Below are 23,943 nucleotides of genomic sequence, written 5' to 3' on the forward strand. Positions count from 1 at the left end.
TATTATAAAATAAAATTTGAAATATCCGCGCTGATCCGCGGCTAAAAAAGATATATATGAGCTCAGATAACTATTCTATTCAGAAAGTAGCGGTACTTGGATCGGGAACAATGGGAAGCCAAATTGCAGCGCATTGTGTGAATGCCGGATTAGAGGTTTGGCTTCTCGATCTGAAAGATAAAGAGAGCGAAAATCCCAACCAGATCGTGCTCGATAACATTAAGAAGCTGAAAAAAATGAACCCGTCCCCGCTGGCTTTGCCTGAATACGCCGATCGTATTAAGCCGGGTAATTTTTCTGATGATTTAGAGGTACTGGGTGATGTGGACTGGATCTGCGAGGCGATCATTGAAAAGATGGATATCAAAAAGGATATGATGTCCCAAATTGAAGAGGTGCGAACGGAGGGGACAATCATTAGTTCAAATACCTCCGGTTTGCCGATTGGCAAGATCAGCGAAGATTGCTCCGAAGAATTTAAGAATCACTTTCTGGGTACGCATTTTTTCAATCCACCGCGCTATATGAAGCTGCTGGAGATTATTCCGACAGAGTCAACCTCCGAAGCAGTCACAGAATTTATGTCCCGATTTTGTGAACGGGATCTGGGCAAGGGTGTGGTACAGTGCAAAGATACCCCCAACTTTATTGCCAATCGGATCGGCATATTTTCTATGGCCAGTATCATGCCACACTTTTTTAATGGGGATTTTCGTGCCGAAGAGATCGATTATCTGTTGGGTACACTTACCGGCTATTCCAAAGCGGCTACCTTTCGTACGGCCGATATGTCGGGCCTGGATGTGATTCACCACGTAGCAACGAACTTATATCCCGCTATACCCGATGATGAGCGCCGAGAAGTGTTTGATCTGCCCGATGTTTTTGAGCAGATGGTAGAGGAGGGCAAGCATGGCAATAAAGCCGGTGAAGGTTTTTATAAGAAAGTACGCACGGAGTCGGGAAAGGAGTATAGAGTTATCAATCCCGAGACAGGCGAATACGAATCTCAGATCGATCCGGAGTTTGAAAGCGCGACAGAAGCAAAAAAGAAATTTTCCAGTTCGGAAGAACGACTTCGTTTCTTAGTCAATCAGGATGATGAAGTCGGGCAGTTTTTGTGGAAGATTAATTGCGATCTGCTGTTGTATGCGGCGAATCGTATTCCTGAAATCACCGATTCTGTAGAGTCTATTGACCGTGCCATGAAGTGGGGCTTCAACTGGGAGCTGGGTCCGTTTGAACGGTGGGATGCTATCGGTGTTCAGGAATCAGTCGAACGTATGCAAGATGAGGGACTGAATGTGCCGCAAAATGTTGTGGATATGTTGGAGAGCGGTCGCAATCAATTCTATGACAAAGAAGAAGGTACTGTTTATAATTTGGTGACGGGAGAGATTGATGAGCTTACTCCACCTGCTGAAGGGGCGATTACTGTTTCGTCGCTGAAAGCCCATGATAAAGAAGTCTTTGGTAACGACAGCGCCGGTCTGTATGATCTGGGGAATGGCATAGCCCTGTTTGAATTCCGAACCCGAAAATACACGCTCGGTTTTGAGCTTGTGCAGTCGCTGCAAAAAGCTTGTGAAGTGGTTCAAAAGCAGTTTGATGCCTTAGTTATTAGCCATGATGGCGACAATTTTACATATGGCGCTAACTTGATGGAGGCGATGCAGACTTGGCAACAGGGGGATAAGGAACGTGTTCGAAAAGCCGCTAAGAATTTCCAGGATACAGCAGTTGGATTACGATACCAGCCGTTTCCGGTAGTCGTTGCACCATTTGGACGCTCTCTGGGCGGGGGCGTAGAGTTTATTTTGCATGCAGATAAAGTGGTTGCCCATCATGAGCTGTACGCCGGACTTGTGGAAGTGGGTGTTGGATTGCTTCCGGCTGGTGGTGGCACCAAAGAGATGCTTCTGCGAACGATGCAAAATCTGATGAAAGATGAACAGGTCGATCCGCTGCCGAATATCAGAGGAAAATTCAAGAATATTGGTATGGCCGAGGTATCAGACGGCGCACCTAAGGCAAGGAAGCTGGGATATCTGCGTGATTCTGATCTCGTAATTATGAATCGTGACCTGTTGATTGCTAATGCAAAGGCCGAAGCACGACGAATGGCAGATGCGGGTTACTATCCGCCTGAAAAACCGATGATTAAAGTACTGGGGAAACAGGCATTGAGTTCCTTAAAGATGATGTTACACATTATGCACGAAGGGAATTTTATTACCGATTATGATAAGGTTGTTGCCGAGAAAGTTGCTTACGTGATGAGCGGGGGAGATCTGAGCGAGCCGCAGGAGGTGCCGGAGGATTATATTCTACGTCTAGAGCGCGAGGCTTTTATGGAGCTGCTGGAAAATGAGCGAACCCAAGCCCGAATTGAGCACATGCTGAAGAAAGGAAAACCGTTGAGAAACTAGAACGCAGATTACACGGATTAAGCAGATATTTACAGATTAAAATCAGCGGTTATCGGTTAAATCAGCTGCATCCGTGTTCTATAACTAACAACCAACAACCAATAACTATGAAAGAAGCTGTAATTGTTGCTGCTGCGCGAACACCGACCGGAAAAGCGAATAAAGGATCACTGCGATTTACGCCGCCCGATACGCTTGGCGGAGAAGTGATAAAAAATCTGCTGGAGCAGGCTCCGAACCTCCAGCCCGATCAGGTTGATGACGTGATTATGGGCTGTGCTTTTCCCGAGGCGGCACAGGGACTCAATATTGCCCGCCAATGTGCTGCACTAGGGGGCTTGCCGCCTTCTGTACCTGCTGCCACGATGAATCGGTTCTGTTCATCTGGGTTACAGACCATCGCCCAGGCTGCCGAGCGTATTATGGTGGGAGCCGCAGATGTAATTATTGCCGGCGGTGTAGAGTCGATGTCTCTCGTGCCAATGGGCGGATATGTCTCGCGACTTAATTCCGATTTGGTTGATAACTACCCCGAAATATATATCAACATGGGATTGACTGCCGAGAATGTTGCTGAAAAGTATGAGATTAGTCGTGAAGATCAGGATGCTTTTGCATATCGAAGTCACAAACGTGCATTAGATGCATGGGACAAAGGCTATTTTGATGATCAAATTGTGCCGATTGAAGTGAAAGAAAAGAAAGTGACGGCCGATGGAGAAGTTGAGGAGACAGAATTTATTTTTGATAGGGATGAAGGTCCCCGAAGTGATACATCCGAAGAAATTCTAGCAAAATTAAGTCCCGCTTTTAAGAAGGGCGGAACAGTTACGGCCGGGAATTCATCCCAAATGAATGACGCTGCAGCTGCGGTTATGGTCATGAGCCGCGAAAAGGCTGATGAACTTGGCCTTGAACCAATAGCTAAATATCACGGTTTTTCAGTAGCCGGAGTGCCACCAGAAATCATGGGAATTGGTCCCGTTGAAGCGGTGCCGAAGGTGCTGAAGCAAATGGGCATGGAATTAAGCGATATTGACTTGATTGAGCTCAACGAGGCATTCGCTGCACAGTCTGTTGCTGTAATCAGAGAATTAGGACTAGATGAGGATATCGTCAATATCAACGGTGGGGCTATTGCCATGGGACATCCGCTCGGTTGTACGGGTGCCAAGCTGACGACCCAGATTTTGCACGATCTCAAGCGATTGGACAAACAATTAGGATTGGTGACCATGTGCGTGGGCGGCGGCATGGGAGCAGCCGGTATTTTTGAGAATCTTACATAACATAGAACACAGACTACGCTGATTGAGCGGGTTTAACACAAATATGTTTTCCGGTTTAGACGTTCTAATCGTCAAATAATTTTTGTTGATTGGAGGGATAAATAACTCGTCCATCTTCAAGAACTTGAGCCATATCATTGAGGGAATGCTCATTAAGTTGGTCAGGACCTAAAATGTGGTAAACAGTAATATTTCTTCCTAAGAGAGCGTCAGCAATGAGCCTCCGGTGACAACGCCAGTACACGGCTTCGGCACACATCAGCGCATACCTTGTATTCTCTGCAAGTTTGGCTAAATTGTTGATAATGTCCTGAACTTCAGAAGTATTGATATAGTCTGCATAAGCCTGGAAGCCATTGTTACGCCAGCCGTCGTTTACGCTGTCTTTATCAGGTTTTCCTCGTCGTCCGCCCATCACTTCCATATGCTGATAGTTGATATCAGCATCATTAAGTGATTGTTTTAAATTCCCTTTGTTAAACTGAGGATATCGCCGGGAGCCTGGGAAACGACGAACATCGATCAGCAGTTCAATATTATGTTCTTTTAGGAGACGGATAAACTCGTCGATTTCTCGAGTAGAGTGACCGATTGTGTAAGCAGTACTCATAGTAAAGCAAAATCAAATTGAATCTGATTACTACTATTCAAAATAATAAATTGGATCAAATAACTTTTTAATTGGGAATTAAATTATGTTCACAGAAGATACGCTTAAAGATCAAGTGATACTTATAACAGGTGGTGGCAGCGGGTTGGGACTGGCCATGGCTAAAAAGTTTGCCTCGCTCGGCAGTGATATCGCTATCTGTGGTCGAACAGAAGAAAAACTTCAAGATGCCGTTCAGAAAATAGAAGAGGGCGCCAATGAGAGCTCGGCAAAATATTATGTGGCAGATGTACGGAAATATAATCGAATAGAAGAGATGATCAGGGAAATTATTGCAGATTTTGGATCGATGACCGGACTGGTTAACAATGCGGCGGGTAACTTTTTGTCGGCCTCCGAGGATTTGAGTCCCGGTGGATTTAAAGCCGTAGTTGATATCGTATTACATGGCTCGTTCAACTGTACGCATGTTTTTGGTAACTACTTGATTGATGAAGGGCGGGAAGGCAATATTCTAAACATGGTTACGACTTATTCAGAGAATACAGGGTCTGCATTTGTGCTGCCCTCAGCATGTGGAAAAGCGGGCGTGCTGGCGATGACACGGTCACTTGCTTACGAATGGGCAACATATGGAATCCGACTAAATGCAATAGCTCCTGGACCTTTTCCTACAAAAGGCGCTTGGAAGCGGCTGATTCCGGATGAGGAGGCTGAAAAGAAATTTCTTTCGAAAATTCCCGCCGGTCGCTATGGTGAGAAGGATGAATTGGCGAATTTAGCTGCTTTTTTAATGTCAGATATGGCATCCTATATGACGGGGGAATGCGTGGTAATTGACGGAGGAGAACGCTTGTCGGCAGGACAGTTTAACTTTGTTGATAAGCTGGGGTCGCGAGAAGAGTTAAAAGGTTTTTTCAAGATGATGCATAAGCGTAATAGTTAACCCGGGATAATCGGCAAAGCTAACACAATGATGAGAAAATTGTAAAACTTTTCCCCTTTTCTGTCATCCCGAACATTGTGAGGGATCTCAGGCGTTGAAAGTGGCTTTTACCAATTGAAACTTACTGCATTTAACTCCACTTGAGATTCCTCGTCACCGGAAATCACGGCTTCCTCGGAATGACTGATTAGGGGGCAGTAACTAAGAGTGAAGCTACGGTAACGCCAAATCTAATCAAACCCGACTAAGTCGCTTTTTAATTTTATCCATTGTCTTATTCAGCTCCCACAGATGATAGGCGTTATAAATAGTGGAGCGATTAAACTGAATCGATTTAATAAATTCCAGTGCTGCAAGTTCGGCCGACTTAGAGGCATCGAACGTTTGTTTGTTGAAATACAGATGACCGTTTTCGTTTTCTTCGCCCAGCCGCACCGATTGATTGATCACGTCACAATCCAGTAAATAATGACTGTTGGCTGCCAGCCTGTGGTGTTCCGTTTTTTCAGCAGTAACATTGACGTAGATATTCGCCGTCGAACCGCTGTCAAAACGTAATAACATATGAAGAGCATAAATATGGTTATACATTAGCTCAACGGTTTTTAAATCGATATGATGAACAGTACCGTTAATCCATCGGAGGCAAAATGCCAGCTCATCCATCCAGTAATATTCAAAGCTGTGATCAGATTCCAGATAATTGGAGTGATCGATCTGTCGGTGAATTTGAATGAAAGAAGGTTTCGCAACTTTTTTTGCCATCCATTTAGAGGCCGGAGCCAGGGTGGGCCAATGCGAAAACTGCACTAACACATTCGATTCTTCGGCTGCATGATAGATTTTCTCAACTTCTTTTGTATTAGTAGGGAGAGGTGCAATAAAAAAGGTGTGATATCCTGCTTTTACCGTTTTAAGTAAGTTCTGTAGTTCATGATCCAGTAAAAAACAGGCATCGATATCACCAATCTCTGATAAGTTGCCCGCAATAGCTACTTCCGAAACCAACCGGTGGGGACGCAGATGCTTTTCCCAAGCAATAGCTCGGTCTGCAGGACCAACGATACCAATTTTCATAATGGATAACTTCAGACTATGATTGATAAACCATAGTTATGAAATAGCGCTAAGTTTTCAAAATGAATTGTGCCGAAAAGAAAAGATAAACTAGTCGGGCATTACCAACGCAAGAATAAAATAGAGTAAAACAGGACTGCCCCACCCAAGAAAAGTAGTGATCACAAAAATAATTCTGACTATTGTAGGATCCCAGCCGAGATACTCGGCAATACCGCCACAAACGCCGGCGATCATTCTGTCAGTTCGTGATTTTTTTAATCGAGCTCCCATATGCTAATCAATTGGTTGGTTATAATCTTGTGTGAATGCTACGTAAAAAGTTACAGGGATGTTTCAGTTGTTTTGATATTCATGTAAAACGAAAGTCCAAAGTAGTAAAATGGAAAAGCAAATGAGCTGTAAACAAGCCAGGGTGCAGATTGATCAAAATAATACATGAGGGCTATAAGTTGCAGAGTAAAAACAATTCCCAGTATTAATGTTACGGGCCGAAGATAGCTTGTTCGTGTTGGATAGATAAACTTTACAGGTAAAAACGTTACCAGGGCAAACATTAGCAGTATTGCAGAGGCGAATTCTGTTGGCAAATTGAGAAGGAAAATATAGAAGACGACTATATTCCAATATGAGGGGAAGCCCAGAAAAAAGTTGTCTTCTGTTTTTGCGCTGGTATTGGAAAATCCAAAAGCGCTGGCCACGGCACATATCATTAACACCCACAGAGGTAATTGCATAGCCGCATAAATCCATAAAAGGGGAGCGATCGTCCAGGTGATAAAATCAACAATGTTATCCATTAATGCCCCATCAATTTTTGGGGCGTGAATCTTGGTTTTGGTGATGCGTGCAAGAGCTCCGTCTATCGAGTCGATAATAGCAGAGATCGCCAGTACCCATATTGCTTCCTGGTAAAATCCATCGTAGGTTAATATAAGAGCCCACAAACCGAGCCCCGCACCAAGGGCTGTTAATATATGCACCCCATAAGCTGCCGCCGTTTTCACAAATAGAGTAAATTTGTTTTAATCCTTTATGCTGATGATCACAATAAAATAAAAAAAGCGGAACCTATGAAGTCCCGCTTTTCTTAAGAAGGCAGAAATAAAAGTATTTTTACATTATTCCGAGCATAAAAGTTTATTAAAAAACTTTTTCTTATTCATCTGAAGAAAGCTTAAAGGAAATAGGCAGGGAATATTGTACGCGAACCGGCTGATTGTTTTGCATGCCGGGTTCAAACTTTGCCTGTTTTACAACACGTAAAGCCTCTTCATCAATACCGCCGCCAACACCACGTATAACTTGCGGATCTTCAACTTGTCCTTCTTCGTTGACAATAAACTGAATAATTACTCTTCCTTCTATACCAGCTTTTCGAGCTAATTCAGGGTAGTTAATTTTCTTCTGCAGACTTTCGAGACCACCTTTAAGTTCGGGCATTTCATCGACGGCTACAAAGAATTCATCTTCATCTGATTTTATTGGTGAAGATCGTGGCATTGGTGTTACATCTTTTAAGTCAGAAAATACGGTTTCTTCGTCAATACCATCTGCAAACTGTATTTCTATGACGCCATTTACTCCAGCCTCTCCATATTTATCTTCGGCTTTCTGCCCCTTAAGTACAGTGATATCTTTAATATATTTTGACTTAACCCGAGATAAGCGTTGAATTACTTCATCCTTTTGTTCCCATTCATTCCCATTTACTACATATAATGGCTGGGAACCATCAGGGAGATTTGGTGCGTTTGCCATTTGAGATTGCGTTTGCTCAAACTCACTGTTCGTAATACCATTATCACTGATATCACTGCACGATATGGTAACTACAAGCAGACCCGCGGTTACAAACGTCAACAAAAAGCTTGATCTGAATTTTGTGTCGTTTATCGAGTGTTCTGACATAATTTGGATGCGCTTTTTTTAAGGATGAAGGATTAACAGCCATACTCATTGCCAACCGACTATTTCTATAATCTCTCTCAGCCAGCTGAACGAGCAGGGAGGCATAGCTTTTTTTGGAAAATTTATTTTCAGCTAATACTTCACTGTCACAGGTGATCTCTCGATATTCCCGGCCGGTATTGTGAAGGAAATGAACAAAAGGATGAAACCAGAAAAGAGCTTTGATAAACATCAGGATACCATTTAGCAGAAAGTCGCGATGTTTGATATGCATAAGCTCGTGCTGCACTGCCATGGAACATTTATTAGGCTGATCTTTTAAATCAGCTGGTATGACAATCCGGGTGGTAAACCATCCATAAGTAAATGGAATATTGGCTTTATCAGAAAATGATACTGATGTATTACGGAAAAAACGATTGTCAAGGCTGGAAAGATCCAGATCCTGCATTTCCGAGATAGGGATAAAATTTAGTTCATCCCCCATCTGTTTTAAGCTGAAGGCATTGATAGTCATTCGAATCAGAAAAAATAATGCCCCTAATAGGACAACCGCTCCCAGAATGCCAATCCAAACTAAAGGATTTAAATAACTAACAGTCTGACTTACTTCAGTTGATGCCGTTGCCGTAATTGGATTCTGTACAACAATAAATTTGGTGGATGCAATGGCTGTTTCTGCTGTTTGCCCGATGAGCCCAGTTACATATGATCCAATAACTCCAAGTGGTAATACAAATAACAATGCTACGCGGCTGTGGTATTGATAAACCGGAGGAATGGAATCCGAATAACGCAGAAATAAGGTAACAGGGATGGCAATGACTGTCCATACAATAAGTGGAAACCAAAAATATTCCAGCGAGAGATTACCGAACGTTTGTAAAGAATTTGTTAATCCGGACATGACTAATCCTCCATTTGATCGATCATTTTCTTGATTTCTGATAGGTCATCGGCAGTTAAATCGTCGCTTTTTACGAGCGCCTGAACCATCTCTTTAGGTGAACCTTTGAATACTTTTTTCAGCAGATCTCCGATGAGATTAGATCGTACTGATTCTGGCTCCTGGGCCGGACTATAAACATACGTCACACCATCTTTGCGATACTTGAGATAGCCTTTTTCGGTAAGATTTTTCATTACTGTCATAATTGTAGTGTAGGCCACTTCACGATTTTCAAGTATTCGTTTGCGTACCTCTTTAACCGTAGCTTCACCCAGATCCCATACGTGGTGTAATACTTCCATTTCAGTTTCCCCCAGAGGAGTTAGTGATTTTTTCATAGCAATAAATTTATTTATCGTTAGTTTGACTAGTCAACTAGTACTAATATAATAGTATTATAAAATAAATCAAGAGTAAAGTGAGAAAAAATCATAAAATATTTCTCATCGCCTCAACGGTTTCTTTAGCAGTTGAGCATATTGCGGGAGAGGGATAATCCAGCTCATTAGTAAATTGGACTAACGCTTCGGAAGGGTTTAGTAATATAAGAGGCTTTTGAGCTTTAAGAGCTAACATAATTTCTGATGTTGTCCCCGCACCACTGCCGCAAGCCACTATAACATCTGCACTGAGTACATTAATATTATTACGTGCACTACCCATCCCGGTACAAATAGCGATATCCAGATACTCCGAAGCACCTGTTTTATCAGAGAAAGGTAAGATTCCAACTGTCAAGCCGCCGGCTTGCTTAGCGCCTTTTGATGCAGCATCCATTACGCCAACATTCCGCCCGCCGGTAAGCAGAGTCCAACCCTGCCGGCCAATAAGTTGCCCCAAGGTATTCGCTTGTTTTAGGATATCTTTCGTTGCCCCGTCACCCGGCCCCATTACTCCGATTATAGTTTTGGACATAGATGATAAAGTTGAGTTTTTTGATTTATTGCTTCGATATAAAACACCTACTTAATCTTTAAAAATAAATATTTATTTCTGTGAAAGGGAGCAGAGGATTTGTTATCCTTTTGAAGGAAAATTTATAAAATTACAATAACAGGAAATAATCAGAAGAAAATGACATCTACTATATTTTATCAACAGGATATCGCAACATTTGTAAGTGTGATTTTATCTATTAGTTTGTTTTCAGCAATAGTCGTTGGATGCACAAATCAGGATGAACAGAAGGATAATGAAGTTACCATTCAGGAAGAAAATTTTGGCACGCTTGATGACGGGCGCGAGGTCTCGCTTTATACATTGACTAATGCTAATGACATTGAGGTTAAAATTACCAATTACGGTGGGATAGTAACCTCTATTCGTACGCCCGATACCGATGGAAATTTGGATAATGTGGTTTTGGGTTTCGAGTCCCTGGACAAATACCAGCCTAATGATCCCTACCTGGGTGCGATTATCGGTCGATATGGTAATCGTATTGAAGGTGGAGAGTTTTCGATCGATGGCACTGTATATGAATTAGCAACAAATGACGGTGATAATCATCTGCATGGTGGTGATGAGGGATTTGATAAGAAACTTTGGGATGCCGATATGCAGGATGATGGCTCGCTAAAGCTGACCTATTTGAGTGAAGATGGGGAAGAGGGGTATCCCGGGAATCTGGATGTTACGGTGGTTTATTCGCTGACAAATGATAATGAATTAAAAATTGATTATGAGGCCACGACCGACAAAGCAACACCCGTTAACCTGACCAATCATGCTTATTTCAATCTGAGCGGTCAGCCCGATGCCACTATTCTTGATCATCAGCTAACACTCAATGCTGACCACTATACTCCGGTCAACGACGAACTTATTCCTACCGGAGAAATTGTCGAAGTAGAAGGTACCCCCTTCGACTTTACCGAGGCCAAAGAAGTTGGTGCTGAAATTGACGAGGTGGAAGGCGGTTATGATCACAACTGGGTATTAAATGATTCAGAAGATGACTCCCTGACCCATGCCGCTACTCTTTATCATGAAGAAAGCGGGCGCGAAATGCAAGTATTTACAGAAGAACCCGGAATACAGTTTTATTCGGGAAATTTCTTAGATGGAAGCCTCCAAAATTCGGATGGAACGCCCTTTGTACAGCATGCAGCGCTTTGCCTGGAAACACAGCATTTTCCCAATTCTCCGAACGAACCGGATTTCCCCTCAACGATTTTGGAGCCGGGAGAAACATATCAAACAACAACCATTTATAAGTTTTCAGTGCGATAAAAATTACTGCTTTCTGAGTTTTATCGATCTATTGATCTGATAAAGAGTTTGTTGATAAAGCAATGCAGGCTCACATTTTTGGTGGGCCTGTATATAAAGAGGAAATCTCAAAGGCAACTGTCCTTGATTTGATATTATACTGAAACCAATCGAATAAGCTGGTTGTAAGACAATTCTGTAAAATTATTTATCACTATTGTGCAGGGTGCCAGTTCTTTTTTAGTATGGGTGGTAGTAAGGCAGATTACATATGCTCCCGCTTTTCGCCCTGCGGCAACACCCGACACCGAATCCTCAAAAATGATGCAGTTTGTAGGTTTTCGATTTAGGGCACCGGATGATTTAAGGTATATCTCCGGATCAGGTTTACCGTTGGTAACATGGGATGAGTCGAGTATAACATCAAAATTATCTGTGATAGACAGTCTCGAGAGTATATAGTCAACATTTTCTCGGGGGGCAGAAGTGGCAACAGCCATCGGAATATTATTTTCTTTGAGCTGATCCAATAACTTGTGAATACCTATTACGATATGATCTTCGGGTTCAAACATTTCCCGGAACATCTGTTCTTTTTCTTCTGCCAGTTCTTTTAGTTCTTCGTCACTTATTTCCCCAAAAAGTTCGGGTATCCACTCGGCATTTGTTCGCCCATAGACTCTGTTTTCAAGAAAAGATTGTGATACATCCTGATTATGCTTTTCACAAAAAATTTGGATGACTTTTTTATGTATGGGATTACTATGGACGATTACACCGTCCATATCGAAAATTACACCGGGTTTATCAGACATTAATAGTAGATTCTGTTTTTTTAGAAAAGGAAGAATAAATAAAGCTTAAGTAAAACAAAAAGTTTCAACCAGGTTGTCTTTTTCTTATTTATGGAATTCAGTGTTGCTGAATTAATGGGGAGTAAATTTAAATTTATTATTTCATAATTCTGTATATGATATAACGGAAGGTGAGGCATTTTTTCTTATTCCCTGTGTAGTTATAGTTTGAGAGCGTTTAAGGAATGGGGGGGGGATCGTACAGTGAAAAATCTGGGAATTACCGATTTAAATAATTATCAAATTTACCCGAGAAGATCAGGTGGTGAGATGGAGCAACCCCCAGGGTATTAATCGGTCTTCAAAAAATATTTGCTAGTCTTTGAACAGCTAAAAGTAGGTGTCTATGAAAAAAAAAGAATTAGTATGCACTAGGATTAAACGGGCTGTTTTTCTGGTCTTGTTGCTGGTAACCAGCACAGCAGTTGGACAGGCCCAGGATTGGGCGTTCGGACCTTTTGAGCGGCCGGAGAATGGTAACCCTATTATCACACCCAATGATAATACAACGTTTCATTGTCCGATGCGCGACAGCGTATTGCACTGGGAGTCGATGGCAACATTCAATCCCGCAGCCGTAGTGATGAATGACAAGGTTCATGTACTCTACCGTGCAGAAGATCTGACTGGCGAAATGAAAATAGGGGGCCATACTTCACGACTTGGCATGGCCATATCTGATGACGGATTTGAGTTCGAACGTTTGGATGAACCCGTTTTTTATCCGGATAAAGATTCGCAGAAAAAGTATGAATGGCCTGGTGGTACCGAAGATCCCCGGATAGTTGAAACGGAAGATGGCCGCTATGTAATGACTTATACCCAGTGGAACCATGATACGCCCCGCCTGGCCGTTGCCACATCAACAGATTTGAAAAACTGGGAAAAACATGGACCGGCTTTTGAGGATGCTTATGACGGCAAATATCTTGATATGGATACAAAATCAGGGGCTATACTGTCTCGAAGAGAAGGAGACCGGTTAGTTGCCACACGTAAAGATGGCAAATTCTGGATGTACTGGGGTGTTCCAAATATTTACCTGGCTACCTCTGACAATTTGATCGATTGGGAACCGGTAGAAAATAAAGCCGGTGAACTAAAAAAAGTGTTAGCTCCGAGAGATGACTTTTTTGATTCGTGGCTGGTAGAGGCGGGGCCGCCGGCGCTGATTACCGATGACGGAATTCTGGTTATTTATAATGCCGGCAATGATGGAGAGAGTGGAGATCCCGCCATACCGGACAGTGTTTATACGGGTGGTCAGGCTCTGTTTGATTTGGATCAGCCCGACAAGCTGATCGAAAGATTAGAAAAACCATTCATCCAGCCAGAGAGGGATTATGAAAAGTCTGGTCAGTACGAAAGTGGTACTACTTTTTTAGAGGGCCTGGTTCATTTCAACGACCGCTGGTTTATCTATTACGGCACTGCGGATTCACGGGTGGGTGTAGTTTCCTGGAATCCTTCAGAATAACCAATCCTGATTAAAATTCTTTCTACAACGTATCTGAAAAAAATGAGTTCAGGAACCAGAAATTTGGATCAAAATTCGCTACTCTGGGGAATCGATCTGGGAGGGACCAAAATTGAAGGTGTGGTTCTGGATTCCTCAAAAGAGAGAGAAGTTTTATGTCGGAAACGATTGCTCACAGAGGCGGAGAAAGGATACATACATGTACTGGAACGGGAGAAAAGGCTACGACCCTTGGTATTGGATCGCCGGGAATTATAGATCCGGAAACCGGAAATCTTAAGAATAGTACCAATGCTCTGTGCATAAATGGCAAACCATTGAAAGAGGATGTGGGGAAGCGACTTGACTTAAAAGTGCATATGGCAAATGACGCACACTGTTTTGCTCTTGCTGAAGCATGCCACGGCATTGTGAAGGAAAAATATCCTGAAGCCTCGGTTGTTTTTGGAGCTATTATTGGAACGGGGGTAGGTGGAGGTATTGTGGTCAACGATCAACTGATTACTGGTCGCCACGGAATTAGCGGAGAGTGGGGACACAATTTTCTGGATGATTCAGGTTACGAATGCTTTTGCGGCATGAAGGGATGCGTGGAAAAAGTTATATCAGGCACTGCTCTGGAACGGTTTTATGCTGAAAAATCAGGTAAAGAGCTTACTCTAAAGGAAATATATAAGAGAGCAAAACAGAAAACAGACGCGGTTGCCGAACAGGCATTAAATCGCTTATATACTTTTTTGGCAAAGCAATAGCGACTATTGTTAATGTGTTAGATCCGGATGTAATTGTTATCGGAGGTGGGGTGAGTAATATCGATGAACTGTTTACTGAAGGGAAGTCGAGGATACAATCCCATATATTTAATAATAGTTTTGATACTCCGATTCTCAAACCGCTTCTCGGCGATGCGGCCGGTGTTATAGGGGCCGCATATTTAACCGTTTAAATAATCTTTTTTTAAAAATGAGGAAAACAAACTCGATACTTTTAGCAGTTCTGGCGGCATCATTGGCGGGGTTTTTATTCGGTTTTGATACTATCGTTATTTCAGGAGCCGACCGGCCCATTCAGGAACTATGGGAAACCGGAGATCTTTTCCACGGCACGTTTATCATGTCGATGGCCTTGTAGGGGACGGTAATCGGAGCCCTGTTCGGAGGAATTCCATGCGACAGGATCGGCCGCAGGAAAACCTTGTTTTGGATCGGGATATTGTACCTGGTATCAGCTTTGGGGTCAGCACTGGCTACAAATCCATATATCTTTTCATTTTCCAGATTTCTGGGCGGACTCGGAGTAGGCGCTTCTTCGGTAGCTGCACCAATTTATATTTCTGAAATTACTCCCGCGGATAACCGGGGGCGACTTGTGGCTTCATATCAGTTCAATATCGTTTTTGGGATCCTGGTTGCCTACATCTCAAATTATTTAATCGGAGAATATCTGGGCGAAATGGCCTGGCGGTGGATGTTGGGAGTCGAAGCCATACCGGCTGCTATTTATTCATTATTGGTCTTGGGAATTCCCGACAGTCCGCGCTGGCTTGCTCTGCGGAAAAATAACGAGACAAAGGCAAAGAAAATATTAAGGCAACTGAATCCCAGAGAAGACGTCGAGAAATTGATGTCCGAGATATTAACATCCGTGGATCGTGCCTCCAAAGATGTTTTCTGGTCTAAAAGGTTTCAATATCCCATCATCCTGGCTTTTCTGATTGCATTTTTCAACCAGATATCGGGTATTAATTTTGTGCTGTATTATGCTCCCCGCATCTTTGAACAGACAGGTCTGGCTGCAACTGAAGTGCTCGGGGCTTCAGTGCCAATTGGAATTGTAAACTTGCTTTTTACATTCCTTGGCATGTATTTAATTGATAAAGTGGGACGAAAGGTACTGATGTACTTCGGATCGTTCGGCTATATCCTATCATTGTCGGGTGTTTCCTGGACTTTCTTTACCGGAGCTGAAGGGGCGGTTGTCGTGTTTTTTGTGAATTTCTTTATTGCAGCACACGCCATTGGACAAGGGGCGGTAATCTGGGTATTTATTTCAGAAATTTTCCCCAATTCCGTTCGTGATTATGGAATGGCATTAGGTTCCGGCACACACTGGATATCTGCTGCAATAATTACACTCATAACTCCGACCGTTTTAGGTGCTTTTTCAGGTGGAGCAATATTTGCTTTTTTTGCGGGAATGATGGTCTTACAGTTGATTTTCGTATGGAAATTAATGCCTGAAACGAAAAATAAAACACTGGAAGAACTGGAAAAAGAGCTGGCGCCGCAAGATGTAGATTTTATAGAAACCTAGTCGCTTCAGGGAATGAGACGTAAAGATCCCATATCAAACGCTTTTATTAGATGTAGGAATATGATCTGCTATACCCGATGGCAAGTTCATGGTGTCAAATAATTACCAGTGGGGGATCATCTTGAACAAATGAGTAATCACTATATAAGCCTGTCTCATTTTAATCAGGAAACTTTAGGTGGGGGAATGCGCGTAGGGCTATTGCTGTTTAAGATTCCCATTACAACCACGAAATAGTTTTGTATGAAAAATATCAGCAGCAAACGTGTGTTCAAGCGTAATGATCATACTCCCAATCCGGATGGTGATTATATACTTTATTGGATGCAGATCAATCGTCGGTTTCGATACAATTATGCACTTGAATATGCTGTAAGTTGGGCTAACAAACTGGACAAGCCACTGTTGATTTATGAGGGATTGAGTTGTGATTACCCTTGGGCCTCCGATCGTTTTCATCATTTCTTGATGGAAGGTATGGTTGAGAATTTGGCGTATGCGCGAGAAAACAACCTCAATTATTACGCTTTTGTTGAGGATGAATCAGGCGCCGGGGATGGATTGTTATACTCACTGGCAGAAAATGCCTGCACTGTAATTTCGGATGAATATCCGGTCTTTATCATTCGCGATCATAATGAAAGAGTGGGTTCAAAGATGAGCATTCCCTATATCACCGTTGATTCAAATGGATTAATCCCGCTTGGAGTGACAGAGAAAGCGCCATACAATGCGTATTTTTTTCGCAAAATCATGCAGCGCAACTTTATTGATTGCTATACCAATCCGCCGAAAGAAGACCCGTTGGATGCATTGAAGAACAAGCAAAATATTGAAATCGAATCAGATGTTCTGAGCCGTTATCCGGAAGCAGAGAAACAACTTGAAAAGCGGGATGAGTTTATTAATTCGTTACCGATTAATCACAGTGTAGGAAAAACAAGCCATGAAGGTACCCGTCAGGCTGCCCTGAAGAAATTGGGTCAGTTCATCCAAAACGGGCTTTTGAAGTATGATGAGAATCGAAATCATCCTGATGAACATGCCACAAGCGGATTAAGTCCCTGGCTGCATTTCGGAAAGATTTCGGAGTACGAGGTAGTCAACGCAGTGCTTGGCTGTCAGCCCAAAAACTGGAACCTGGACAACATCACGGATAATAATGGCTCTACCGGAGGATTTTTCAATGGCGATCCAAATATTGACAGCTTTTTGGATCAGGTGATCACTTGGCGTGAAGTTGGATTTCATTTTGCCCATCATGAGCCGAATTACGATCAGTATGAGTCTCTGCCGGATTGGGCGCTGGAGACGCTTGAAGCGCATAAGAGCGATCCACGTGAGCATATCTATGAGCTAGAGGAGTTTACCCAGTCGCAGACGCATGATGAGATCTGGAATGCTGCCCAGACGCAGCTTCGGGAGGAGGGAGTCATGCACAACTACGTGCGAATGCTATGGGGCAAAAAAGTGCTGGAATGGACACCCAATCCGGAAGTAGCATTGGCATATTTGATTGAGCTCAATAACCGGTACGCTCTCGATGGTCGCGATCCTAACAGCTATTCAGGAATTTTCTGGATTTTCGGCCGCTTCGATCGCGCCTGGCAGGAGCGTTCTATCTACGGGAAAGTTCGTTATATGACGAGCGAAAGTACCCGCCGAAAGATAAAGCTCAAGCAGTATTTGGAAAGATATGGCAATCAGTCAATTTGATGAGACTCTCGATGTTATTTGAACTTGATGCATTAAGCTGATTTATTGCTACTATAAATTTGTGGGATGGGATGATTTACGAATATCAATTAACTTTATCAGGATATGAAAACATACGGTAGCCTATTTCTACTGTTAATTCTCTTAGGTGGCATTTATTTTAATCCTTTTGCTGAAGGTGATAATAATGAAGAGCAACTAAACATTGTTTTTCTTTTCTCAGATGATCAGAGTGCGCCCGATCTGGGCGCTTATGGCAATGACGCAATTCATACTCCCAATCTGGATCGCATGGCCGAAGAAGCTATGGTATTCCGGAGGGCCTATGTCCCCAGTTCCCAATGCAGCCCTGCCCGGGCCAGTATATTAACGGGTCGTTCACCTCATTCTGTCGGTGGCTCTCGTTTGCACGCAAATGTTCGTAATGAGTTTACTTCGTTGATAAAATTATTAAACGATGAAGATTATTTTACAGGAGCTTACCGGAAGGTACATCAGGATAATATTCGATCACAGTTTGATTTTTACCGGGATGACGAAGATTTGGCAAAGTTTTTTGAAGAACGACCGGATAACAAACCTTTTTTCCTCTGGTTCGGATCCCGGGATCCGCACCGTCCCTACAATTCAGAGGATTACGACTACAGTCAAGATCCTGCAGAAGTTGTAGTGCCGGATTATTTGCCTGATACAGAAGCTGTTCGTAAAGATCTGGCCAATTACTATAGCGAAATTACCAGGTTCGACAGGGAATCGGGTGATATCTTAGAACTACTGGAAGAACACGGTCTTGCGGAGAATACCATTGTTGTGATGTCAAGTGATAACGGCATGCCGTTTCCACGCGCCAAGGCCACGCTGTATGAGGCGGGAGCTAAAGTACCCTTAATTATTAAATGGCCGGGTTATACCGATGAGGGTACCTTTACTGACGAGCTGGTTTCACTCATAGATTTGACCCCGACATGGCTTGAAGCGGCGGGAATAAATGTGCCTGAAGAGATGGAAGGCCGATCTTTGCTTCCGTTGTTAAAGGGCGACCAAAGGGATTCCAGAGAGTATCTATTTACGGAAAGAAATTGGCACGATAACTGGGACCCAATCCGAGCGGTAACAGGGGAGCGATATAAACTGATTCAAAATTATCGACCTGAAGTTGAGTATATCCCCAGCCTGGATATAAAAGATTCTCCCTCATTTCAGGAGATCGAGAGACTCAACTCAGAAGATAATTTACCGGAAACGCTTTCCTGGTACGCTGAAACGTCACGTCCACGTGTCGAATTCTATGATTTGAAGAATGACCCGGGAGAATGGAATAATCTTGCCGGGAATCCTGAATATGACTCTTTAATTACAGAATACCAGAAAGTTCTGAGCGAATGGATGAACGAGACCAATGATTTCCTTCCTCCGCCACAAGGAGCTTTTCCGGAGGGTAGTGGGTTAAATGGAAAATATGATGTTTTGAATGCCCAGGAGTTTTGACTCTTTTGGATTATAGTCTTTCTATCAGGATCTTAACAAGGTTGGCAAAATCTTCTTTGCGGGCATCGGCGGCGATTTTTACTTCTTCATGATCCAGTTTTTCACCGGTTACGCCTGTGGACATGTTTGTTATGAGTGAAATAGCCACACTCTTTAATTTCAGTCGGGCGGCTTCGAAAAGTTCAGTAGCAGTGGACATCCCCACGGCATCGGCACCCATCTTTCGGAAAGATCGAATTTCGGCCTTGGTTTCGTAGTTCGGACCTGTGACGTACACATATGTGCCTTGCTGGGTGACTAAACCCAGTTCAGCGGCTAACTTTCGCACATCTCTAACATGCTTGTGATGCAGATATCTGTGAGGCTGATGTCCACGGGGAGAAATCGCAAGATTATTTCGGATGATTCCCTCGATGACCATAAGATCACCCACAGAAAATGAGGTGTTGATCGCCCCCGCAGCGTTTGAGATAATGAGTTTACTTGCGCCCAGCGCTTTAGCTATATAAACGGGCGTAGCTGTTTGCTCAAAGCTAAAGCCTTCATAATGATGAAACCGACCGGAGAAAGCCAGAATATTTTTGTCAGATACTTTTCCCAGTATCAACTTGCCCGCATGTCCCTCCACTGAAGAGACAGGCATTCCCTGAATATCAGAATAAGCAATTTCGCGCGGCTCATTAATATAATCGGCAAAACCTCCAAGCCCCGATCCCAAAATAATAGCCGCTTCAAGGTCTGAGGGAATGTTTTGCGTTTTCAGAAATTCGATTATCCCGTTTGTGAATTTTGGTAGCATACGTGTTTCCTTTTTGATAGAAATCTCCCAAAAAACTAATCTGCAAAGAAATAAAGAATGAGAAATTTTCAAAAATGTTTTGAACTCCACCTGCTCGCTGGGTTTGCGAGCCGGTGGATATGATTAGCAAATGATAGTAATTAGCCAGGCCTATTAAAAAGCAGTGTCACCCTGAGCGTAGTCGAAAGGTCTCCACTTCATATGTTCGGGTAGAACCTGAATGATCCACTTCTCAATTACCTGGGAACAATATCCGGGAGATGGATTCGACTCTAGGCTGCAATCCCATAGGCACCATGACAACGTTGTTGATTATTAATCTGAGGTGATTTAGCCTCTTTCTTCATATCCATCAGGGGCTACAGTTATCTGATGGGATCAAACAGCCTCGATTTTGTATCCCTGCTGCTCGTCAAAATCCGTGAGATTAAAGAGCGGATGGTGGGAATCATGATAACCCATTACAGTATATTGCTCTTCATACGCTTTTTGAGTAAGCTCTTTTCGGACTTCCATACTGCGGTCGGCATCAAAATCGTATTTGGCAGCAAATTTTCGGTTTACCTCACCGCGAGTGGCCAGCACATCTCCGGCCATCAGGTATTTTTGATCACCGTCGTCAAAAAGAAGGACCTGTGAAAATTCAGTGTGTCCACCAATTTTTTTAATGGTTATCTCGGGATAAGGCTGATCCTCTTCATCCAAAAATTGCAGGTTTGCTTTGGCATCTAAAAAATGGACGAATTCCGTTTTTTCTTCATCGTAGTACTCCTCCAGGTCCATTACCTTTTGCCATCCCTTTTCAGATACCCAGAGATTGGCATCGGGAAATGTAAGCTCCCAGAATCCCGAAGAACGTCCCGCCAGTCCGCCGATGTGATCGTAGTGTAGGTGACTGGCAAAAATATCAGTGATATCATATTCGGTAAGTCCGTGCTGTTCAAGATTTTCTTTGATAATGTCAGTGCTGGAATCTTCGGCGAAGCCCCCAATCCCCACATCAAACAAGATATTTTTATCGACGGATTGAATGAGAAAGGGATTAAGTGAAATCTTGAGCGCACCTTTGGCGGGTGAATCCTCCCGATCAATACGATTAAATTTTTTATCGAGTCCAACGCTGAAGGTGCCTTCGTAGAGTGGGTGAGCAGTTAGTGTTTTGGTAGTGTTCATAGGTTTGTGGATAAAGGAATCAGAAATCAGGAGCCAGAACAGAGATAAATTCTTACAAGCTAATCTTTATCTTTATCTTCGTATTTGTCGTATGCCTCAATGATATCGCGCACCAGTTTGTGACGAACTACATCGTTTTCATCGAGATAGACAAACGAGATGCCGTCAATGCCTTTCAGGATTTTTTGTATCGATATTAATCCGGAATGCTGTTTTCGGGGCAGGTCGGTCTGGGTTATGTCGCCGGTTATGATCGCACGACTGTTATATCCGATACGCGTAAGGAACATCTTCATTTGCATGTTAGTGGTGTTTTGGGCTTCATCCAAAATCACAAATGCATTATTAAGTGTTCGCCCGCGCATGTACGCCAGCGGAGCAATCTCAATTATATTTTTTGTGAGATGCAGTTCCAGGCGATCGTATTCAATCATATCCTCGAGTGCGTCGTAGAGAGGACGCAGATAAGGATCAATTTTTTCGCGAAGGTCCCCGGGCAGAAATCCGAGCGTTTCACCGGCTTCTACGGCCGGACGTGCAAGTACGATTTTATTAACTTTACGTTCTTTCAGTGCTTTAACAGCCAGGGCGACTGAAGTATATGTTTTACCCGTACCTGCAGGCCCGATAGTAAATACAATATCATTGGCCGCTGATTCTTTGACGATCCTTTTTTGTCCCGGTGTTTTTGCTTTAATGGCTTCACCGGTGTGAGTGTTAAGAATAAAGTCACCAGAAATGTTTATATCGCGCAGTGGATTTGGCTTTTCAGCTTCGCGTCCGCTTTTCTTAAGCGCCAACACCGTATCTACATCATCATCGGTTAGATCGCCATTGCGCTTGGCCATTCGTTCGAGCTCAGAAAAGATTTCGATTAGCTCATCACAGTCTTCTTCCGAGCCCGTAATCTTGATACTACTTCCGCGAACGGTAAGCTTTGCATCGGGGTATGCTTCGTCCAGCTTTTCCAGATATTCATCGCCGAATCCTAAAATGAGAACCGGCTCAACATCTTTGATTTGATAAGTCTCGTTAGTGACAGTTGATTGGTCTGCGATAAGTTTTCCTGCTTTTATTTCAGATAGCTGAATACATCAAAGATAACGAAATTCTATGAAGATTTTGTAAATATAGACTGCTATACAATACAGATAACAATATATTTACACCATTGTTCCCTTACCTAATTTGGCTTTCTTCGTAAGATTTTCGATGCGTTGAGGGATATTTTTGGCTTTGAAGACTGCACTTCCCGCAACGAGAACATCGGCACCAGATTGCGTTACTTTTTGAATGTTATCGAGGTTAACTCCTCCATCCACCTCAATTAAAAACCCGGCTCCATGTTCATCGCGAATGGTACGGAGCTGTCTCAATCGCTCGTATGTATCTTCAATAAATGATTGACCGCCAAAACCCGGATTCACGCTCATCACCAAAACAAGATCTACCAGATTAAGAATAGGTTCAATTGCCTGTAGGGGTGTAGCGGGATTTATAGCTACACCTGCTGTTATGCCATGTTGACGAATTTTTTGTATTGTCCGGTGCAGATGCGGACACGTTTCCTGATGAACGGTAATTTGATCGGCTCCTGCATCGGCAAATTGTTCGATATAATTATCTGGATTTTCAATCATCAGGTGTACATCCAGAAATGCCTGTGTACAGCTACCGGCAGCTTCGACAAATTTAGGCCCAAAACTGATATTCGGCACAAAATGGCCATCCATAATATCACAGTGAAGCCACTGAGCAGCGGCCTTGTTACATTCCTCGATTTGTTCGCCTAGTTTCGAATAGTCCGATGCTAAGAGGGATGGAGCTAGTACAGGTAGTTCGAAATCCATAACTATTGATTATTTGAAGTATCTGGTTCAGAGACATTATTAGTGGTATCTATTACAGCACCCGATTCTGTTTCTTCCTGGGCATCAAATCTTTCAGAAACAATTAATTTGAGTGATTCACTCTCACTCACTTCTTTTTTCTCAGGTTCATAACTTATAATCACATTCGGCTTAACGTCTTTACTCGGCTGGAAACGTATTTCATTGATGCGCAAATTGGCTTCCTGAAGTTTTTGCTGGGCTTCCGAGAGCTCCAGTCCAACTATGTCTGGGACTTCTATGGTTTTTTCGCCCAGACCATCACTAACGGCCAAATCTATCTTCGTACCCTGAGGCACTATTTCTTCAGGGGAAATAGACTGACGAAGTACACTATTTTTAAAACGTGATGATTCATAACTGATAGTACCTATTTCAAGCCCGTAATTTTCCAGCTGTATTTTTGCATTTCGCAGCGACAGATTTTCAACATTGGGTACTTGCACTGTTGGATTAGAGACCGTATTAACCGTCAAATAAACCTTGCGGCCCGGCTTTACCAATTTGGCAGCCGATGGGGTCTGGTCGATAATATAATCAGCAGGGTATGCTGAATTAGTCCTGCGATCGGCTACCTCATAACGAAGTCCATAACTTTCAAGCCGTTGCTGGGCTTCTTCCAAAGATATCTGAGATACATTCGGCACCGTAACTCCCTCGTCATAATTGGTATATGCTGGCATTATGACGGAATCGAGCAGAAACAGAAGCAGAGCCATCAGTGCCACAAAGCTGCCCAGACCGATATAAAATTTTTTGCTGGTGAAGATAGAGGTAATTCGTTTTTTCATACCTTGAAAATACAGTTCTTT

General features: G+C 43.0%; 21 protein-coding genes and 2 pseudogenes. 9 read left to right on the top strand and 14 right to left on the bottom strand.

All coding sequences use genetic code 11. The annotated features are described in order from the left end of the window. Window positions 1-56: 56 nt before the first annotated feature. Together ACT3ID_RS17150 and ACT3ID_RS17155 are read left to right on the top strand one after the other, a co-directional pair. On the top strand, window positions 57-2,429 hold the full coding sequence (locus ACT3ID_RS17150) for a 3-hydroxyacyl-CoA dehydrogenase/enoyl-CoA hydratase family protein (RefSeq protein ID WP_491543289.1): 2,373 nt from the start codon (window positions 57-59) through the stop codon (window positions 2,427-2,429). 107 nt (window positions 2,430-2,536) lie between these two features. Further along, a complete protein-coding gene (locus ACT3ID_RS17155) occupies window positions 2,537-3,718 on the top strand; it encodes an acetyl-CoA C-acyltransferase (protein WP_491543290.1) in 1,182 nt (393 codons plus the stop codon). Window positions 3,719-3,782: 64 nt separating this feature from the next. Here ACT3ID_RS17155 and ACT3ID_RS17160 read toward each other — a convergent pair whose 3' ends face one another. Beyond that, window positions 3,783-4,328 carry a DUF488 domain-containing protein gene (locus ACT3ID_RS17160; protein WP_491543291.1) on the bottom strand — a complete coding sequence of 182 codons (546 nt, stop codon included), beginning with the start codon at window positions 4,326-4,328 and terminating at the stop codon, window positions 3,783-3,785. Between the two features lie 85 nt (window positions 4,329-4,413). Between ACT3ID_RS17160 and ACT3ID_RS17165 the strand changes: the two genes are divergently transcribed. Next, window positions 4,414-5,274: an SDR family oxidoreductase gene (locus tag ACT3ID_RS17165; RefSeq protein WP_491543292.1), complete on the top strand. Its 861-nt coding sequence runs from the start codon at window positions 4,414-4,416 to the stop codon at window positions 5,272-5,274. Between the two features lie 234 nt (window positions 5,275-5,508). Here ACT3ID_RS17165 and ACT3ID_RS17170 read toward each other — a convergent pair whose 3' ends face one another. From ACT3ID_RS17170 to ACT3ID_RS17200, 7 genes are all read right to left on the bottom strand, one after another. Next, window positions 5,509-6,351: a hypothetical protein gene (locus ACT3ID_RS17170; RefSeq protein WP_491543293.1), complete on the bottom strand. Its 843-nt coding sequence runs from the start codon at window positions 6,349-6,351 to the stop codon at window positions 5,509-5,511. Between the two features lie 90 nt (window positions 6,352-6,441). Continuing rightward, on the bottom strand, window positions 6,442-6,624 hold the full coding sequence (locus tag ACT3ID_RS17175) for a PspC domain-containing protein (RefSeq protein ID WP_491543294.1): 183 nt from the start codon (window positions 6,622-6,624) through the stop codon (window positions 6,442-6,444). 50 nt (window positions 6,625-6,674) lie between these two features. Then, window positions 6,675-7,358 carry a CDP-alcohol phosphatidyltransferase family protein gene (locus tag ACT3ID_RS17180; RefSeq protein ID WP_491543295.1) on the bottom strand — a complete coding sequence of 228 codons (684 nt, stop codon included), beginning with the start codon at window positions 7,356-7,358 and terminating at the stop codon, window positions 6,675-6,677. A 151-nt stretch (window positions 7,359-7,509) separates the two neighbouring features. After that, window positions 7,510-8,112, bottom strand: a complete 603-nt coding sequence (locus ACT3ID_RS17185) for a TonB family protein (RefSeq protein ID WP_491543296.1) — start codon at window positions 8,110-8,112, stop codon at window positions 7,510-7,512. Window positions 8,113-8,164: 52 nt separating this feature from the next. Further along, the gene (locus ACT3ID_RS17190) at window positions 8,165-9,169 is read right to left on the bottom strand and encodes a M56 family metallopeptidase (RefSeq protein ID WP_491543297.1); all 1,005 of its coding nucleotides are present in this window, start codon (window positions 9,167-9,169) and stop codon (window positions 8,165-8,167) included. 2 nt (window positions 9,170-9,171) lie between these two features. Further along, the gene (locus ACT3ID_RS17195) at window positions 9,172-9,549 is read right to left on the bottom strand and encodes a BlaI/MecI/CopY family transcriptional regulator (RefSeq protein ID WP_491543298.1); all 378 of its coding nucleotides are present in this window, start codon (window positions 9,547-9,549) and stop codon (window positions 9,172-9,174) included. Window positions 9,550-9,640: 91 nt separating this feature from the next. Next, window positions 9,641-10,126, bottom strand: coding sequence for a TIGR00725 family protein (locus ACT3ID_RS17200; RefSeq protein ID WP_491543299.1), 486 nt, complete (start codon window positions 10,124-10,126; stop codon window positions 9,641-9,643). 159 nt (window positions 10,127-10,285) lie between these two features. On the opposite strand from ACT3ID_RS17200, the gene ACT3ID_RS17205 reads away from it, so the two are divergent. Continuing rightward, the gene (locus tag ACT3ID_RS17205) at window positions 10,286-11,443 is read left to right on the top strand and encodes an aldose epimerase family protein (protein WP_491543300.1); all 1,158 of its coding nucleotides are present in this window, start codon (window positions 10,286-10,288) and stop codon (window positions 11,441-11,443) included. A 134-nt stretch (window positions 11,444-11,577) separates the two neighbouring features. On the opposite strand, the gene ACT3ID_RS17210 is transcribed toward ACT3ID_RS17205, so the two are convergent. Then, entirely contained in the window at window positions 11,578-12,237 is a 660-nt protein-coding gene (locus tag ACT3ID_RS17210) for an HAD family hydrolase (protein WP_491543301.1), read from the bottom strand. 385 nt (window positions 12,238-12,622) lie between these two features. On the opposite strand from ACT3ID_RS17210, the gene ACT3ID_RS17215 reads away from it, so the two are divergent. The 5 genes and pseudogenes from ACT3ID_RS17215 to ACT3ID_RS17235 all read left to right on the top strand — a co-directional run bounded on the left by ACT3ID_RS17215 (window position 12,623) and on the right by ACT3ID_RS17235 (window position 19,270). Continuing rightward, a complete protein-coding gene (locus ACT3ID_RS17215; protein ID WP_491543302.1) occupies window positions 12,623-13,753 on the top strand; it encodes a glycoside hydrolase family 130 protein in 1,131 nt (376 codons plus the stop codon). A gap of 155 nt (window positions 13,754-13,908) precedes the next feature. Further along, window positions 13,909-14,699, top strand: a pseudogene (locus ACT3ID_RS17220) (ROK family protein). A gap of 17 nt (window positions 14,700-14,716) precedes the next feature. After that, window positions 14,717-16,066, top strand: a pseudogene (locus tag ACT3ID_RS17225) (sugar porter family MFS transporter). A 243-nt stretch (window positions 16,067-16,309) separates the two neighbouring features. After that, window positions 16,310-17,782 (top strand): hypothetical protein, encoded by a 1,473-nt coding sequence (locus ACT3ID_RS17230; protein WP_491543303.1) that lies wholly within the window; start codon window positions 16,310-16,312, stop codon window positions 17,780-17,782. A 105-nt stretch (window positions 17,783-17,887) separates the two neighbouring features. After that, entirely contained in the window at window positions 17,888-19,270 is a 1,383-nt protein-coding gene (locus tag ACT3ID_RS17235; protein WP_491543304.1) for a sulfatase family protein, read from the top strand. A gap of 10 nt (window positions 19,271-19,280) precedes the next feature. Here the strand turns inward: ACT3ID_RS17235 and ACT3ID_RS17240 are convergent, their stop codons facing one another. From ACT3ID_RS17240 to ACT3ID_RS17260, 5 genes are all read right to left on the bottom strand, one after another. Further along, window positions 19,281-20,069: a purine-nucleoside phosphorylase gene (locus tag ACT3ID_RS17240; protein ID WP_491543305.1), complete on the bottom strand. Its 789-nt coding sequence runs from the start codon at window positions 20,067-20,069 to the stop codon at window positions 19,281-19,283. A 378-nt stretch (window positions 20,070-20,447) separates the two neighbouring features. Continuing rightward, window positions 20,448-21,242, bottom strand: a complete 795-nt coding sequence (locus ACT3ID_RS17245; protein ID WP_491543306.1) for an MBL fold metallo-hydrolase — start codon at window positions 21,240-21,242, stop codon at window positions 20,448-20,450. A gap of 59 nt (window positions 21,243-21,301) precedes the next feature. Next, window positions 21,302-22,090, bottom strand: a complete 789-nt coding sequence (locus ACT3ID_RS17250) for a PhoH family protein (protein WP_491543307.1) — start codon at window positions 22,088-22,090, stop codon at window positions 21,302-21,304. Between the two features lie 315 nt (window positions 22,091-22,405). Next, window positions 22,406-23,092, bottom strand: coding sequence for a ribulose-phosphate 3-epimerase (gene rpe, locus ACT3ID_RS17255; protein ID WP_491543308.1), 687 nt, complete (start codon window positions 23,090-23,092; stop codon window positions 22,406-22,408). 2 nt (window positions 23,093-23,094) lie between these two features. Then, on the bottom strand, window positions 23,095-23,922 hold the full coding sequence (locus ACT3ID_RS17260) for a PASTA domain-containing protein (RefSeq protein WP_491543309.1): 828 nt from the start codon (window positions 23,920-23,922) through the stop codon (window positions 23,095-23,097). Between the last annotated feature and the right edge of the window lie 21 nt (window positions 23,923-23,943).

Source organism: Fodinibius sp. GM108 (genome assembly GCF_058386985.1).

Excerpts from the sequence above, each read along its gene's own strand:
- ACT3ID_RS17230 (WP_491543303.1), top strand. The coding sequence starts at position 16,310 with ATGAAAAATATCAGCAGCAAACGTGTGTTCAAGCGTAATGATCATACT.
- ACT3ID_RS17240 (WP_491543305.1), bottom strand. The coding sequence starts at position 20,069 with ATGCTACCAAAATTCACAAACGGGATAATCGAATTTCTGAAAACGCAA.
- ACT3ID_RS17175 (WP_491543294.1), bottom strand. The coding sequence starts at position 6,624 with ATGGGAGCTCGATTAAAAAAATCACGAACTGACAGAATGATCGCCGGC.
- ACT3ID_RS17235 (WP_491543304.1), top strand. The coding sequence starts at position 17,888 with ATGAAAACATACGGTAGCCTATTTCTACTGTTAATTCTCTTAGGTGGC.
- ACT3ID_RS17205 (WP_491543300.1), top strand. The coding sequence starts at position 10,286 with ATGACATCTACTATATTTTATCAACAGGATATCGCAACATTTGTAAGT.
- ACT3ID_RS17200 (WP_491543299.1), bottom strand. The coding sequence starts at position 10,126 with ATGTCCAAAACTATAATCGGAGTAATGGGGCCGGGTGACGGGGCAACG.
- ACT3ID_RS17210 (WP_491543301.1), bottom strand. The coding sequence starts at position 12,237 with ATGTCTGATAAACCCGGTGTAATTTTCGATATGGACGGTGTAATCGTC.
- ACT3ID_RS17170 (WP_491543293.1), bottom strand. The coding sequence starts at position 6,351 with ATGAAAATTGGTATCGTTGGTCCTGCAGACCGAGCTATTGCTTGGGAA.
- ACT3ID_RS17160 (WP_491543291.1), bottom strand. The coding sequence starts at position 4,328 with ATGAGTACTGCTTACACAATCGGTCACTCTACTCGAGAAATCGACGAG.
- ACT3ID_RS17260 (WP_491543309.1), bottom strand. The coding sequence starts at position 23,922 with ATGAAAAAACGAATTACCTCTATCTTCACCAGCAAAAAATTTTATATC.
- ACT3ID_RS17150 (WP_491543289.1), top strand. The coding sequence starts at position 57 with ATGAGCTCAGATAACTATTCTATTCAGAAAGTAGCGGTACTTGGATCG.
- ACT3ID_RS17245 (WP_491543306.1), bottom strand. The coding sequence starts at position 21,242 with ATGAACACTACCAAAACACTAACTGCTCACCCACTCTACGAAGGCACC.
- rpe (WP_491543308.1), bottom strand. The coding sequence starts at position 23,092 with ATGGATTTCGAACTACCTGTACTAGCTCCATCCCTCTTAGCATCGGAC.
- ACT3ID_RS17165 (WP_491543292.1), top strand. The coding sequence starts at position 4,414 with ATGTTCACAGAAGATACGCTTAAAGATCAAGTGATACTTATAACAGGT.
- ACT3ID_RS17155 (WP_491543290.1), top strand. The coding sequence starts at position 2,537 with ATGAAAGAAGCTGTAATTGTTGCTGCTGCGCGAACACCGACCGGAAAA.
- ACT3ID_RS17185 (WP_491543296.1), bottom strand. The coding sequence starts at position 8,112 with ATGGCAAACGCACCAAATCTCCCTGATGGTTCCCAGCCATTATATGTA.
- ACT3ID_RS17195 (WP_491543298.1), bottom strand. The coding sequence starts at position 9,549 with ATGAAAAAATCACTAACTCCTCTGGGGGAAACTGAAATGGAAGTATTA.
- ACT3ID_RS17250 (WP_491543307.1), bottom strand. The coding sequence starts at position 22,090 with ATGGCCAAGCGCAATGGCGATCTAACCGATGATGATGTAGATACGGTG.
- ACT3ID_RS17215 (WP_491543302.1), top strand. The coding sequence starts at position 12,623 with ATGAAAAAAAAAGAATTAGTATGCACTAGGATTAAACGGGCTGTTTTT.
- ACT3ID_RS17190 (WP_491543297.1), bottom strand. The coding sequence starts at position 9,169 with ATGTCCGGATTAACAAATTCTTTACAAACGTTCGGTAATCTCTCGCTG.